This window comes from Mucilaginibacter sp. P2_A5 (assembly GCF_056404995.1).
This window is the reverse complement of the sequence record NZ_JBFUCY010000024.1, coordinates 80,886-95,836: the sequence shown is the minus strand read 5'-3', so window position 1 is coordinate 95,836 and position 14,951 is coordinate 80,886. Positions and strand designations below refer to the sequence as shown.

The following is a 14,951-nucleotide window of genomic DNA, read 5'->3' as shown; positions in this document are numbered from 1 at the left end:
CAAGCAGCCAAAACGGCCATCACACATGATCTGGAAATAAGCGCCTATGCAAAGCGTAAACTTCAAAGCAAAAACTATTCACTGGTGCTGAATAATGTAAAATTCAAGCTGATATTACGTATGTTCTCTCTGGTAAAAAGAGGTGAAATGTATGTGGATAACTATAAGAGATCAGCTTAAAAAGCTTATTTTAAATTAAATTTGGAAATATGGTAAACCTAGAATACGGCACGGAGCATTATTTTTCTACCTTTTCTACAAATGTTATACCCCTACGGGGTTGAATAGCTTGTGTCCCCTCAGGGTCTCTTTGAAAAAGGACCCTGAGGCTGCCTGCAAGGAGATGAACTATTTCAATTCAACAGCATCCTCCCTCAGGTTCCTCTACGAGAGAACCTGAGGGCACGGAAATCTAAGCGGACAAAATATTACCGGTATTACGCAATACTAATCGCTGCTTTCAAGCGTTTCACATCATCACAATCTTTATTAATTACCGGTGAAACCTTATCTTAAATTCCTCGCCCTATTGCAGTTGCTGCTGTTAACCGCAGCCGCTAACGCCGCTGCCCCGCATATCGACGTTAACCGTACCAGGCAAAAGGCCAAACAAAGCCTTGCTTTTTGCAAACAAAAAGGCTACAATACCCGCTACTGTATTTTGATAGATATGAGCCTGCACTCGGGCGTTAAGCGCTTTATGGTTTGGGATTTTCGTAAAAACGATACGATGATTACCGGCCTGGTAAGCCATGGTTGTGCCAGCGCACCATGGTCGGGCGTGTGGACAAAGGACAAACCCGTTTTCAGCAACAGTGATGGCAGCCATTGTACCGCCCTGGGCAAATACCGGATTGAAGGCCGGGCCTACAGCGCCTGGGGCATCCATGTAAAATACTTTTTAACCGGATTGGAGAACACTAATAATAATGCATTGATCAGGCAAATTGTATTCCACTCCTGGGACCAGGTTTCCGAAACCAACGTATATCCCAACGGAACGCCCGAAGGCTGGGGCTGCCCCGCCATATCAAACAACACCCTGAAAATTGTCGATGCGCTTATCAGAAAGCAAAAAAAAAGGATGCTGATGTGGATATATAGTTAGTTGCGAAGTTTGTCCCCTCAGGGTCTCTTTGAAAAAGGACCCTGAGGCCGCATGCAAGGCGATGAACTATTTCAATACAACAGGTATCCTCCCTCAGGTTCCTCTCTGAGAGAACCTGAGGGCACGGAAATGAATATCTTTTAAAAAAAAGGAGCTTGTTGTCCTTTCAGGATGTTTTCGACAAAGGCACTTAGCTGCATGCCAGGCAATAACTATTTAATACCACCGACGTTCCGATAGGTTCTCCCTGCAAAAAAATCCCGCAAGACAAAAAACCTCAAACCGAAACGCCTTCCAATAATTCATCAATGGACATAGCCAATGATCTATCCTTTTCGGTAACGATACCTCCCTGATCATGGGTCGACAGCCAGATTTCAACTTTATTCCATTCATTTTTCCAGGTGGGGTGATGATTATTCGATTCGGCCAGCAAGGCCACGCGGGTCATAAAAGAAAATGCTTCCGAAAAGTCTTTAAATTTAAATGCCCTGTAAAGCTTGTTATCAATTTCCTGCCACATCATTTTTATTTTACCTCCTTTTGCTTAACAGGCGAAGTAGCATCGTGTTTTATTTATATCTGGTAAGCATCAATCCGGGAGAACCCGATAAAACGCAAACAATTCATGCTGAGCCTCTTGCAGCAAAAAATAAAAATTCGTTTCTTTATATTAACCGGCAAAGCCGAGGGAATTAAAATTCCACATCTTCGGCTGGCTGGCTGCCTGCATTAGCGGCAATTTTTTAATGGGCACTTATAATCAATTCCTTAAAAATTGAACTACAACTATTACATACCCCAGGAACCTTGTTTTAAGGATGCCATCCATGCGGTTTGGCAGGTTGATACCTTGCACCTGTTTCATAAGGAATACATTATACCTAAAGGCGTAATAGAGGTTATTTTCAACTTTAGCGACAGCTCGTTTATCCCGGCCCGGCTTGGCAGTAAATTACATCATTTATCAAATTGCTTTATCAGCGGGTTCAATACCACGCCAATACAGCTTCATCTTCCCAAACAACAGGTCTTTTTTGGTGTCCTGTTTCAACCTTTGGCCGTAAAGGAGATTTTTAAGGTGCCGGCCTGCGAGTTTTTAAATATTACAGTCGACTTAACCCTGCTTAATCCGGCGTTCAACTCACTTTGGCACCAACTTGCCGAGCAAAATGATTTTGATGCACGGGTATCTGTTTTCCTGGCCTGGCTCAGGCCAAATTTGATTGCCTGGCAACCCCGGGAACAATTAATGAACAATTTTATTTACGCACCCAATCAACATGATGCGTCTGTAACAGCACTGGCAAATTCATTATGTTATTCGCCCCGTCATTTATCAAGGAAACTTGTTGATGCGACGGGAATGAATACCGAAGAAATTTTGCTTTATAAAAAATACCTGCACGCAGTGGATTTAATTCACCAGGGCGAATTATCGTTGACGGAAATTGCTTTTCAAAGTCATTTCGCCGACCAATCGCATTTTATCAAAACTTTTAAAGCTTATGCAGCAATAACACCCGGCGAATACAAGCGGAGCATGAGCAAAATAAAGGGGCACATCTATACAGATGTCCGTTAAATACAATTCTGCGGCCCGTCCGGTAGCCATCTTTGCAGAAAAAAAAATATGAAAACAATAATTTTATTTGTCTCAATCAGTATTGCCTGCGGCCTGCTGTTTGTAAACCTGTATACTTCCCTGGTTGATGTAAAATCATGGGGAAGTGATATTCCCCATTCCATTGCTATTACAAGAGCCTATTTTAAGACGGTAAATCCCGGAAATTTTTTCAGGGTATTTTCGCCGGTGAACCAGGTGCTGGGCCTGGTAGTACTTGTACTTTTTTGGAAAACGTCTCCTTCTATCCGGCTATGTTTAGGGGCTGCGCTTGTTTTATACATTTTAGCCGATGTATTTACTTTTGCCTATTTCTATCCCCGCAACGACATTATGTTTAAGACTGCCCAACTCACTGATGTTGATTTGCTTAAAAGAACAGTAGCAGAATGGAGCAGGATGAACTGGCTGCGTTCTTTAGTTATACTGGCCGGCCTCTTTTTCTCTTTTATGTCGCTACATAAAATTTATTTGCTTCGGTATAAGTAACAACGCTCCATCCGTTCAATACAACAGGCATGCTCCCTCAGGTTCCTCTCCGAAAGAACCTGAGGGCACGGAAATGTCCGACACCGAAGTTTTTCTTTATTATGTTCCCTCAGGGTCTCTTTGAAAAAGGACCCTGAGGCAGCATGCTAAGACGAAGAACCAAAGGAGATCGAAGGCATTTTATACGTCCTTTTTCACCGGGCTAAATTCTATTATCAATGCAGCATCTAACTCCTGGTTATCTAATCGCCTTGATGATAAAACAAGATACCAGCCTACCGGCGCTAAAAATAAGCAAAGCAAAAAACCGGTGAAGCCTCCAATAACGCGCTTCGAGCCTATTTTGGCAAAAATAAAGGCTATAATGATATTCATGTGCAAGACAGTGAAAAAGGTCGTCCTCAAAATAAACATAAAAAAGGAAAAAAGCAACATACCACCAACCCCACTATGGCTTATACGTCCACACATCGCCCGAGCGCATGGTAACCTGCGGGCTGGTATACAGCAGCGTGGTGCCGTCGGTGTCGTAAACATAAAAGTGGCCGGTTTCCATCTCGGTACTCATGTATAGTACAACCTGGTTTGGCCCATGTGCTTTTTCAATATCGCCCCAGCGGCCGTTTGTTCTGTCGCTTATAAAAATTATTTTTTTTGTGAGCCACCTGGCGTGTAACGAATTGTGGCTCAGATCACTGCTTGGGCCCGCGCCGTAAATAATGCCATATAACCTGTTGGCGTTGGTTACAAACCCCATCGACACAATATATAAATCGGCTGCATTGTAATTGCCCAGCAGAAAGCTGCTGGACGGGAAACTGGTAAGGCTATTGCTTAGGCTGTATCTTAATTCCTGCCGGTTATGGTGCATTCCCATTAAATAGTAGGTGGTATTGTTGTACGTAAAAGCTTTAACATCCTGCGCAACAACATTTTCGGCCAGCGCATAGCCGGTGTAGCTAAAATTTACCCCGTCGGTACTTACCGCATGATGAACCGCCCTATGCTTGGTTGCAAAATCATTAAAATACAAATGATAGATGCCGTTTTCAAGGTAACCAACATTTGATCCGTTTACATCGGCTGTGGCCCAGTCAGGGTAATTGGCCATATTTAAAAGGGAATTTCCGGAGCCTGTATTTGGGGTCCAGGCAATGCCATCGGCCGAGGTTGCAAAGCTGGGCTTATTGGTAGCTGAATTTTGAGGTAACGATGTATAATACATCAGCCAGCTGCCGTCGGGTTTTTTAAGTACGGTCTCGTTATTTACATGGCGCCTGTCGCCATTGCCAATCACTAAGGTATGTGTGCCAAAAGTTAAAAAATCGTCATAAGTAACCGTTGTAAATATCCGGTCGTTTTTTACTGATGTATTGTCCCAGCCTCCATAATAAATATTCCAGTTGCCGCCATTATAAACTATGTTTGGCGCATATATATTAGAGTTAATAGCGTTGGTTGTGCCCCGGATAATGGGGTCGCGGTCGTCTTGTGTCCAGTTGAAAATGCGGCCCGGGTTAAATGAGTCCGAACCGGCGTTATTAATCCGGTTTTGCCTGACCGCGTTATCATTGCCGGTCCATTTAAAATGATCGAAGCCGTCATCAAATCCCGCAGCAACCTGGGCAAGTTGAAAATAGTAGTTGGGGCCATCGGCGCGCAGCCTGGTGGCTTCTATTTTTAGGCTGCTGGTATGCACGGTAACCGGCAGCGGTATAATCACCGGCAAATCGTAGTTGTCGCTTTTTTGGGGATTGGCAAAATTAGTGAACGATTTTGCCGCCACCCATGATGAGCCCGTATAATAATAAATTGTAAAATTTAAGGGGAAGCATAAGCCTGCATTATTGCTGCCATACCTTGGCGTCAGCTTCACATAATTTATATCAACGGCACCGCTAAAAAAAAATTGAACAAACTCCGCACCATTTGAACTTAAACGCCTGGCCGAACTCCAGCTGGTAGCAGTATTACTGTCAATTGCATTTGATGCATCCCACGCAGGGTAGGTTGATGATGCCGAAATACTGACAACAGGAATATCGGTATTTACCAGCGATGTTTTCAGGCTTTGAATGTTGGACGTAATTGCAGATTTTGTGCTTATTTCTACTACATCTTTGTTGCAGCCTGCAAATAAAGTAGCAATTATTAGAAGCAATATGCGCAAAAGTACTCTCATGATAAAGGTTGGCAGGTTATTAACACGAGGTAGCGCGACTGCTATTTAAAGTAAATATATCGCAATATTTTATTTTTGGCAATACACAAATTAATTTTTTGGGGAGTGCCGGAGAAGGTACTTACCGGTATGTTACGGGACATTTACGGGGAGCCATCAGGTACATTTCCGGAGGAGCCAGGTACCAAAACCTGTTGCCATCCGTATACCCCACAAAAAAGCGAACACCCATAATAGTACCGCTATATACTACTCATCCAAAAAAACTATCTTTGCCCCCATGAATATCCTGATCCTCGGTTCGGGCGGAAGGGAAAGCGCCTTCGCCTGGAAAATTGCGCAAAGCCCTAAATGTGAAAAGCTTTTTATAGCGCCCGGCAATGCCGGCACTCACCAGTACGGCACCAACGTTAACATTAAAGTTACCGATTTTGAGGGCATTAAGGCACTGGTATTGGAACAAGCCATTAACCTGGTACTGGTAGGCCCCGAGGAGCCGCTTGTAAAAGGCGTTCATGATTTCTTTTTGGCCGACGAGCAATTGAAAAATATACCCGTAATAGGCCCACAACAGGAAGCTGCCCAATTAGAGGGTAGCAAGGATTTCAGCAAGCAGTTTATGCAAAGGCATAACATCCCTACGGCTGCCTACAAAACTTTCACTAAAGATACCCTGCAGGATGGCCTTACCTACCTGGCCACTGCCGGTTTGCCCGTTGTACTTAAAGCCGATGGCCTGGCTGCCGGCAAAGGTGTGCTTATCTGCACGTCGCTTGATGAAGCCCAACTGGAGCTTACCCAAATGCTGGCCGAAGCCAAATTTGGCGATGCCAGCTCAAGCGTTGTTATTGAACAGTTTCTGCAAGGCATCGAGCTATCTGTCTTCGTGATGACCGATGGCAGCAACTACAAAATACTCCCTGAAGCCAAAGACTATAAACGCATTGGCGAAGGCGATACCGGCTTAAATACAGGCGGTATGGGCTCAATATCGCCGGTACCGTTTGCTGATGCCGCTTATATTAAAAAGGTAGAAGATTTAGTTATTATCCCAACTATCGAAGGTTTAAAAAAGGACAATATCCCTTATAAAGGCTTCATCTTCATCGGCCTGATGAATAAGGATGGCGAACCCTGGGTGATAGAATACAACTGCCGCATGGGCGACCCCGAAACCGAAAGCGTAATGCGCCGCATCGACAGCGATTTTGTTGACCTGCTGCAAGGCGTAGCCGAAGGCAACCTTAATGAAAAAGAATTAATTATTTCTCCAAAAACTGCCGCCACCGTAGTTATGGTAGCAGGCGGCTACCCCGGCGAATACCTGAAAAACAAAGTAATAACCGGCACCGAAAATGTGCGCGACAGTATCGTATTCCACGCAGGCACCAGCCTCGATGGCGAAAACGTAATAACCACAGGCGGCCGCGTTTTGGCTATAACTACCCTGCAGGACAACATGTTTAACGCCCTGCAACAAGCCACAGCCGACGCCAGCCGTATTTATTACGACGGCATGTACTTCAGGAAAGATATTGGATTTGATCTTCTTTAAAAAGCAGTTGATTAGGTTGATTGAGTGAGTGGTTGATTAAGTTTTTATCTGGCTAACTTAATCAACCTAATATAACTCAATCAACCACTCACCAAACTATATCTTCCCAAAAATCTCGGCAAGCTTATCTTCAAGGTCATCGCCGCGCAGGTTTTTGGCAATTATTTTTCCGTTGGGGTCCAATAAAAAGTTTTGGGGGATACCGCGCACGGCGTATAAACCGGCTGCTTTGCTATCCCAAAATTTAAGATCAGAAACGTGTGTCCAGGTAAGGCCGTCTTTGTGAATAGCCGCCAACCATTTGTCTTTAGCGTTTGGTTTATCAAGCGATACACCCAAAATAGTGAATTTTTGACCTTTGTAATGATTATAAGCTTTTACCACATTGGGGTTTTCCCTGCGGCAGGGGCCGCACCATGACGCCCAAAAATCAATCAAAACGTATTGCCCGCGAAATGAAGAAAGGTTGATGACTTTTCCGCTGGTATCAGCCTCTGCAAATTCCGGCGCGGTTGCGCCCAATGCCACGGCCTTAAGTTTAGGCATCCTTTCGCCCAACGCTTTGCCTGATGCGGTGCTCTTAACATCAGGCGTTAGGGCATCATATAAAGGTTTAAGATCTACATAATCGGCACTGTAGGCCAATGATTCAAGGGCATTCAGGCTGATGATTGAGTTAGGGTTTTCCTGGATAAATTTTTTATCTATAGCCGCGCTCATCTCGTCAATCGCTTTTTCGTCGGCTTTCGCCTTTTTAATATATTCAGGCGAGGCCTTTTGCTCGTCCGTAGCTGCTTTCTGCTTTTCTTCCAAAGCGGTGTAAGCGTCATTTACGGGCTTTTGCAGCAGCTGATATTTCTCGTTTTCCTGGTTGGTTTTAGGGCCGTCAACTGTCGCGTTTTCTATTTTATCAGTTGCGTTTATGTTTATTAAACCCGGTTCAAGATAAATAGCACGATAACCATCGGCTTTTCCCGTGCCTGTGCCTTTGGAGTTAAACAACAAATAAGCATTAAGCGGTGCTGCGCCAACCGAGCCCGCAAAATGGAACTTACCATTAACCACGGTACATGAATCATAAATGGGTTTACCCTTCGGGAACCTATATTCCAGGTACATTTTGGCAGGCGCATTAAAATCACCTATTTTACCCTGTATGTCATATTTGTTATCCTGTGCATAAGCAATAGCAGGCAACGAGGCTAATGCTAATAATATTATTTTTTTCATAAAGCGATAAAGTTTAAACTGCAATATAATATGTAAAAACTATATAATACTTATAGTCAACAAAAAGTTACATTATGTCGTACTTACTCAAATAATAACAATTAACAACTCAGCAACTTTTGAATTTTGCCAAACCAACCCAATCAACCACTCACTATTCACCACTCACTACTCACCACTCACTACTCACCACTCACTACTCACCACTCACTATTCACCCCTCACCACCCTATATCTTCCCAAAAAGTTCGGCCAACTTGGCATCAAGGTCTTCGCCGCGCAGATTTTTGGCAATGATTTTTCCATCAGGGCCAATCAGGTAATTTTGTGGGATGGAAGTTACCGAGTAAAGGGCCGCAGCAGCGTTATTCCAGTATTTAAGGTCAGATACCTGGGTCCAGTCCAATCCATCACTTTTGATAGCCGCAAGCCATGCCGATTTACTGTCGGCCCTGTCTAATGACACGCCAACAATGGTAAAGTTTTTGGTTTTATACTTATTATAGTTTCGTACTACATTCGGGTTTTCCTGGCGGCAGGGGCCACACCATGATGCCCAAAAATCAAGCAAAACATATTTGCCTCTGAAAGATGAGAGCTTAACAGGCGTACCATTTACATCGTTTTGAACAAAATCGGGCGCTATTGCACCTATCGCTGTAACCCTTAAGGCATCAAGCTGCGCTTTCAACACCTTACCAGCTTCGGTATTCCGTACATCGGCCGAAAGCGAGTTGTACAAAGGCTCAATTTCGCCCGGATCGGGAGATGGGCCGCCTACCGAGCTTAAAGCCAGCAAACTTAGGTAACTGTTGGGGTTATCGGTTATAAAGCTCTTTAAGGTATAGCTTTGTAAAGTTTGCAATGCTTTATACTTACTTTGTATAGCGCTTTGAAACGCAGGCGATTTTTGCTGTTCAGGTGTTGCGGCCTTAACCTCGGCCATCAAACGCTCGCCGCGCAGGTTGATGCTTTTCAACTGGGCCTGTAGTTTAATATTGTCCAGGTTAAGCTGCGAGCCGGTAATCTGCGCTTTTGAAACGGAATCTTTACTGGCGATAGTCAGCGTACCTTTATCAATAAAAAAATTAAGGTTATCGGCATTTTTCGATAATGCCCGGCCGTCGCTATATTGCTGCGAAAACTTTTCTATCCCCAGGCCTTTGTAATCAACCACCAGCGTGGCATTAACCGGGTTAAGCATCGAACCCTTGAAACTAAAAACACCATTTACAATATCGGCCGAATCAATAACGCTGTTGGCGCCTAATTGATACGATAAATAAATTTTTGCCGGAGCACCTACGTTACCCAATTTGCCATTTATAGTGAAGGTGTCGGTAGTTTGGGCAAATGTAATCGCCGGTAATAAGGTTATAATTAAAAAAAATATTTTCTTCATCAGAGTTAAAAACTATAGGGATTGATAACGTTAAAATGCTGCTATAATTGCTATTATCAGTTTAATTTTTGATAAGTGCGCCACCAAAGATCAGGTAATTCGCCGGATGTGGCTGTTTTATAATCGGCATAGCTACAGGGCACCAGGTGAAAGCGTTCGTTTTTTGAGCCGCCGGTTGGGTATGGCACCTGCATCCACCACCTGTCGGTTTTTTTGCTTTTCACAAATACAACCTCCTGGTCTTCATGCTTTAAGCTGGTTTTATAAATCAGGTATTGCGACTTGGGGTTGAGCGGAAAATCGCGCTTACGGCCATAAAAGCCATCAATAAAATACCATATCATTTGTGCCAGCAACATAGCCGTTTGGCCATTGTTATCATAAGCCGGGTTAAACTCGTAAAAGCCTATCGAGCTCAACTTATCATTAAAACCGGCGTAGCGGCATAGCTGGCAGGCCTCCTGCCCGTTAAAGCCATTGGGGGTTGCATTAGCATTGCCCGCGGCATCGGCAGATCGGATGGCGCCAACATCAAAGCTTACCATACTGGCGTTGCGGATGGCGGGCTCGGTTACGGCAATATTACCGCTCAGCTCGCCCAGGCGATGTACATCAAAGTAAAGCTTATCCATCACCCGCAGGCTTTCCTGGCTGGCGAAATAGGTTTGATAACCCAGGTTGCTGAAATTGAACAGGTAATTGGGCTCGTGCAAAAATATTTTGTTGAGGTATGATTGCGAAGTAGTTTCTAAACCAGCCGGGGTTTCATCCTCGTCGAGGTCAAAACGGGCATCTACAACTACCAGGTCAACCTTTTGTTCAAGGTCTTCGTAGCCAAGATATTGGGCATAGGTAAGATCCTGCCCCCCTCCTAAAATAATGGGGATAATATCTTTTTTAACCAATTCGGACACCACGGTTTTAAGGGCAAAGTAGGTATCGGTAACCGATGCCCCGGCTACGATATTGCCCAGGTCAGCAATTTTTAGGTTATAGCCCCCTTCATTAAGCTGGTAAAGTTTCTCGCGGATATAGTCGGGGCCGAGGGCGCAGCCCTGGTTATCGGTAGCATTACGATCGTCCATAACGCCGATGATGGCCATGTCCGTTTTCTCTTCCAGGTCGGGAAAATCGACAGAGTAATGTACAATTTTATCGCCAAGCTGACTGGTATAGTAGCCCTTTTTAGGAGTGATCTTTTTTAGATCGATGGGTTTAAAAAAATCAGCTAAGGACATAATGCAAATTTCAGATGTGCAAATGTGCAGATTTCAGATGAACATTTTTTGTCTGAACCCGAATTTTCAGAATTAATGAATTAACAGAATTGAAGATTAGCAAACCAAACAGGCATTCATAAATCGAAATTCTTCATCTGCATATCTGCACATCTGAAATCTGCACATTTATGAACATATTTGCACATCTGAAATCCGCACATATGATTCTAATTACTGGCGCAACAGGTTTTCTCGGGGCCGAACTGGCAAAGCTGTTGGTTACATCGGGTTCAAGCATTCGTTGTACCAAACGGGCTACATCGACCATACCTGCTTTACTTGCTCCTTTTCAATCGCAAATTGAATGGGTTGAGGCAGATCTGCTGGATATTTTTGCTTTGGAGGATGCCTTGGATGGCGTAACCCAGGTTTATCATTGCGCGGCATGGGTATCGTTAAAATCGGCCGATAAAAAACCGATGATCAATACCAATGTCACCGGCACCGCCAACCTGGTTAATTTATGTGCCGAAAAAGGCATCAGGATGGTACACGTAAGCTCGATAGCCGCTGTTGGCGTGGCCAAACCAGGCGAGCTTACCACCGAAAACCACCACCTGGAGCAATCAACAGAAAATGACGGTTATGCCATATCCAAGCTGGAAAGCGAGATGGAAGTATGGCGCGGCGTGGCCGAGGGGTTGGATGCAGTAATTGTAAACCCATCGCTTATTATAGGGGCAAGTGCGGGCAAAGTAGGCAGCGGTGCTTTATTTGAAACTATACGTAAGGGCCTTAAATTTTACACTGCGGGCACCATTGGCTTTGTTGATGTAGAGGATGTGGCCAAATGCATGGTGGCATTGATGAACAGTGATATTACCGCTGAGCGCTACATTATCAGCGCTGAAAACAGAAGCTATCAATCCATAACCGCTGAAGCAGCAAAGGGGTTTGGGATTAAACCGCCTGCCATTTTAGCCAAACCCTGGCTTATGGAAATTGGCTGGCGCGGCGCGGCAGTTATAGCCGCGTTAACCGGTGGCGATCCGGCTATTGATAAAACATCTGCGCAGGCGGCATCGGTAACACGGGAGTTTGATAATTCAAAAATTAAGAATGCAATTGGGATTGAATTTAAGCCGATAAGCGAAAGCATTAAGGAGATTTGCGGGACGTTAAGCCAATAATAATTCATGACAAAAAAAACAAAAGCCGAATTTATTGAAGCTCTCGTAACGAAATTTCCTGAAATAAAAGATGAAGTTTTAGACGAGGACTATGACAACCTCGTTTCGCTACAAGTAGGTTGTTTTAGGAGATATACACAAAAAGCAATTGATGCAAATGATAGGCCCACCACTTTAAAATGCTTTCATTTTGCTGATAATTGTATAGACATGGTTGAATTTGAAGTCGAAAATTCTTTAGCAATCAGTTGGGCAGCAAAATTAAAATTCGACAGCCATGACGATTTGTATTCGCTTTTTCCAGCCAAACTAAAACAAATAAGAACAGAGCTTTTGGAAGCTTATGATGCAATAAAACAAAAGCAGATGCCCCACAAGGCAAAAAAATATAAAAACAAGAAAAGATGACTATAACAAATCTGTTTTGCTTCGAAACTGATTCATAGACAATATCGTTATCTTGCCCATTCATTTTTACATGCAAGCCGATAAAAGAAACCACCTGATAGATTTGCTGAGGATACTGGCGGCTTCGTGGGTAGTTTTTTTTCATCTTAATCAGCCTATAGCACCAATTGATAACTGGTATCGCGATTTTTGCAAATACGGTCACCTGGGGGTACCCATATTTTTTATCATAAGCGGTTACTGCATACTTATAGCGCTGCACCACGCCAAAAAACCAACCGAATTTATTGTAAGGCGTTTCTTCCGCATTTTCCCGCCCTATTGGTTCAGTTTGATTATAACCGCGGTTATAGTTTTATTACTCAAGGTGATAACCCATGTAAATTCCGTAGCCGTGCTCCCTAAAAGTATTGCGGGTATAGCAGCCACAATTATACTCAGCACATCACCCATCACCGCAGTAAAAACCATTAACTGGGTGTACTGGACGTTATCATGCGAAGTGCTGTTTTACCTGGCGGTATTTGCGTGTGCTCTTTTTAAAAAGCAGTATTTTGTAATTGCTTTAATAGCAGTGGCGCTGTTGAGTATCGTTTTACCACGATTTGAATCGGGACCGTTGTTCTTTTTAAACCTGTGGCCATTGTTTAGCCTTGGTGTGGCCATATACCAATTGCTGCATCAGCCTGCCTATAAATGGTTTAATATTGTCTTGTTGGCCTTTACAGCGGTTGATTTTTATGCAACCCATCAATCCTTTATTTACATTTTCCTTTGCTTAATTACCGGGGGGCTTATCGTTATCAACCACTTTAAACCGCTAAAAAGTAATTTACTTAGCCGCTTTGGCGATATTTCCTATTCGCTTTACCTGATACATGTGCCCATTGGCATCTATTTGTTAGGGCATTTGAAAACCACGGTAATACAAACCAACCTGGCTTTAAATATTGTTTTTGATGTGGTGATATTGGTATTCCTGGTGTTTGTTTCCCGGCTAATGCACCGGTATATTGAATTGCCCGCTATTAAATATGGCAAGAAGTTTGGAAAGTGAATTTTAGTGAGTGGTTGATTGGGTTGGATTGAGTTGATTAGGCTAGGTTCTAAATAAGGTCGCAAATTGACGCTAGTTATTTTACCGCCATCCACTAATGAACTAATAAACCAATGAACTAATGAACCAAAAAAATTCGCACATTTGCACCCAAGATGGAGCAGTACTTTATTATTGATTTCGACAGCACGTTTACACAGGTTGAGGCCCTTGACGAACTGGCCCGCATATCCCTCAAAAATCATCCCGACCGCGAGGGTATTTACAAACAGATAGAAGATTTAACCAATGCCTCGATGGAAGGCAGGCTATCCTTTACCCAAAGTTTAGAAGCCAGGGTTAAACTACTGAACGCCAACCGTGATCATTTAAAGCAGCTTATCAGTCATCTTAAGAAAAAGGTATCTACCTCATTCTCGCGCAACACCATCTTTTTTAAAAATCACCAGGACGAGGTATTGATCGTATCCGGCGGTTTCAAAGAGTTTATTACGCCTGTAGTTACCGAGTATCACATTAAAAAAGAAAATATCTACGCCAATACTTTCGAGTTTGACGAAGAAGGTAATATTATAGGGTATGATCGCACCAACCCCCTCTCGCAGGAGGGTGGCAAAGTTAAGTTGCTGAAAGAACTACAACTGCCCGGCGATATTTATGGCATTGGCGACGGCTACTCCGATTTTCAGTTAAAGGAATCGGGTATGATCAAAAAATTCTACGCCTTTACCGAAAATATCGAACGTAAATCGGTTGCCGAAAAGGCCGACCATATTACCCCAAGTTTTGACGAGTTCCTGTACCTCAATAAATTACCCCGTGCTATATCATATCCCAAAAATCGCATCAAATGCCTGGTAGTTGGCAACATTGACGAGGAAGCGCAGGCCCAGATGAAAAAAGAGGGTTACAACATTCGCAACCGCGACGAGGTAGAAGAAAAGTATCTGGAAGAGGCAGGGGTTTTATTTTGCGATGAAGACCATCAGCCTACCCCAGAGCAAATACAAAATGCCGGCCGCCTGAAAGTAATAGGCATTTTTGGCAAATGCAGTAATAAACTTGCCGAAACAGCCACAGAAAACGGTATTATTATATTTGACGATCCGAGGCATAACCCGCATAACAGCGACTTTTTACCAAAAAGGGTAATGGCTTTTATGAACGAGGGCAAAACACATACCAGCTGCAATTTCCCCGACTTACAGCCCCCAAGGGTTAACAACGCACACCGTTTAATCCACATCCATAAAAATGTGCCTGGTATCCTGGCAAAAATAAACGATGTATTTGCCCGCCATAACATCAATATAGTTGGAGAATTTTTGGTTACAAACCCGCAAATAGGCTATGTAATTACCGATGTGAATACCGGCTATGATACCGAAGTACTTAACCAGTTAAAAGCTATTGAGCATACTATAAAATTCAGGCTGCTGTATTAATCGGTTGCCTGGTTCCTGTTGCCTGGTTCGTGTTTTTTAGG

14 protein-coding genes and 1 pseudogene are annotated in these 14,951 nt (G+C 43.5%); 9 read left to right on the top strand and 6 right to left on the bottom strand.

Annotated features, from left to right (window positions below):
- Positions 1-180 (top strand): annotated as a pseudogene (locus AC1DXF_RS20670) (IS110 family transposase); the annotation flags it as partial.
- 319 nt (positions 181-499) lie between these two features.
- Positions 500-1,108, top strand: a complete 609-nt coding sequence (locus AC1DXF_RS20665) for a murein L,D-transpeptidase catalytic domain-containing protein (RefSeq protein WP_477450599.1) — start codon at positions 500-502, stop codon at positions 1,106-1,108.
- 277 nt (positions 1,109-1,385) lie between these two features.
- Here the strand turns inward: AC1DXF_RS20665 and AC1DXF_RS20660 are convergent, their stop codons facing one another.
- Entirely contained in the window at positions 1,386-1,634 is a 249-nt protein-coding gene (locus AC1DXF_RS20660; RefSeq protein ID WP_477450598.1) for a 4a-hydroxytetrahydrobiopterin dehydratase, read from the bottom strand.
- Positions 1,635-1,886: 252 nt separating this feature from the next.
- Between AC1DXF_RS20660 and AC1DXF_RS20655 the strand changes: the two genes are divergently transcribed.
- Entirely contained in the window at positions 1,887-2,693 is an 807-nt protein-coding gene (locus AC1DXF_RS20655) for a helix-turn-helix domain-containing protein (RefSeq protein ID WP_477450596.1), read from the top strand.
- 48 nt (positions 2,694-2,741) lie between these two features.
- Positions 2,742-3,221 carry an anthrone oxygenase family protein gene (locus tag AC1DXF_RS20650; RefSeq protein ID WP_477450595.1) on the top strand — a complete coding sequence of 160 codons (480 nt, stop codon included), beginning with the start codon at positions 2,742-2,744 and terminating at the stop codon, positions 3,219-3,221.
- A 180-nt stretch (positions 3,222-3,401) separates the two neighbouring features.
- On the opposite strand, the gene AC1DXF_RS20645 is transcribed toward AC1DXF_RS20650, so the two are convergent.
- Entirely contained in the window at positions 3,402-3,596 is a 195-nt protein-coding gene (locus tag AC1DXF_RS20645; protein WP_477450594.1) for a hypothetical protein, read from the bottom strand.
- A gap of 73 nt (positions 3,597-3,669) precedes the next feature.
- Complete coding sequence (locus tag AC1DXF_RS20640) at positions 3,670-5,403, bottom strand: discoidin domain-containing protein (RefSeq protein ID WP_477450593.1); 1,734 nt, start codon at positions 5,401-5,403, stop codon at positions 3,670-3,672.
- Positions 5,404-5,683: 280 nt separating this feature from the next.
- On the opposite strand from AC1DXF_RS20640, the gene purD reads away from it, so the two are divergent.
- On the top strand, positions 5,684-6,958 hold the full coding sequence (gene purD, locus AC1DXF_RS20635; protein ID WP_477450592.1) for a phosphoribosylamine--glycine ligase: 1,275 nt from the start codon (positions 5,684-5,686) through the stop codon (positions 6,956-6,958).
- A gap of 96 nt (positions 6,959-7,054) precedes the next feature.
- Here the strand turns inward: purD and AC1DXF_RS20630 are convergent, their stop codons facing one another.
- The 3 genes from AC1DXF_RS20630 to AC1DXF_RS20620 form a co-directional block, all read right to left on the bottom strand.
- Positions 7,055-8,188 carry a redoxin domain-containing protein gene (locus tag AC1DXF_RS20630; protein ID WP_477450591.1) on the bottom strand — a complete coding sequence of 378 codons (1,134 nt, stop codon included), beginning with the start codon at positions 8,186-8,188 and terminating at the stop codon, positions 7,055-7,057.
- A gap of 229 nt (positions 8,189-8,417) precedes the next feature.
- Positions 8,418-9,590 carry a redoxin domain-containing protein gene (locus AC1DXF_RS20625; protein WP_477450590.1) on the bottom strand — a complete coding sequence of 391 codons (1,173 nt, stop codon included), beginning with the start codon at positions 9,588-9,590 and terminating at the stop codon, positions 8,418-8,420.
- A gap of 56 nt (positions 9,591-9,646) precedes the next feature.
- Positions 9,647-10,828, bottom strand: coding sequence for a formimidoylglutamase (locus tag AC1DXF_RS20620; protein WP_477450589.1), 1,182 nt, complete (start codon positions 10,826-10,828; stop codon positions 9,647-9,649).
- 203 nt (positions 10,829-11,031) lie between these two features.
- Between AC1DXF_RS20620 and AC1DXF_RS20615 the strand changes: the two genes are divergently transcribed.
- From AC1DXF_RS20615 to AC1DXF_RS20600, 4 genes are all read left to right on the top strand, one after another.
- Positions 11,032-12,000 carry an NAD-dependent epimerase/dehydratase family protein gene (locus AC1DXF_RS20615; RefSeq protein ID WP_477450588.1) on the top strand — a complete coding sequence of 323 codons (969 nt, stop codon included), beginning with the start codon at positions 11,032-11,034 and terminating at the stop codon, positions 11,998-12,000.
- A gap of 6 nt (positions 12,001-12,006) precedes the next feature.
- Positions 12,007-12,408: a DUF7674 family protein gene (locus tag AC1DXF_RS20610; RefSeq protein ID WP_477450587.1), complete on the top strand. Its 402-nt coding sequence runs from the start codon at positions 12,007-12,009 to the stop codon at positions 12,406-12,408.
- A gap of 70 nt (positions 12,409-12,478) precedes the next feature.
- A complete protein-coding gene (locus tag AC1DXF_RS20605; RefSeq protein WP_477450586.1) occupies positions 12,479-13,465 on the top strand; it encodes an acyltransferase family protein in 987 nt (328 codons plus the stop codon).
- Between the two features lie 155 nt (positions 13,466-13,620).
- Positions 13,621-14,910: an HAD-IB family phosphatase gene (locus AC1DXF_RS20600; RefSeq protein WP_477450585.1), complete on the top strand. Its 1,290-nt coding sequence runs from the start codon at positions 13,621-13,623 to the stop codon at positions 14,908-14,910.
- Positions 14,911-14,951 lie beyond the last annotated feature (41 nt).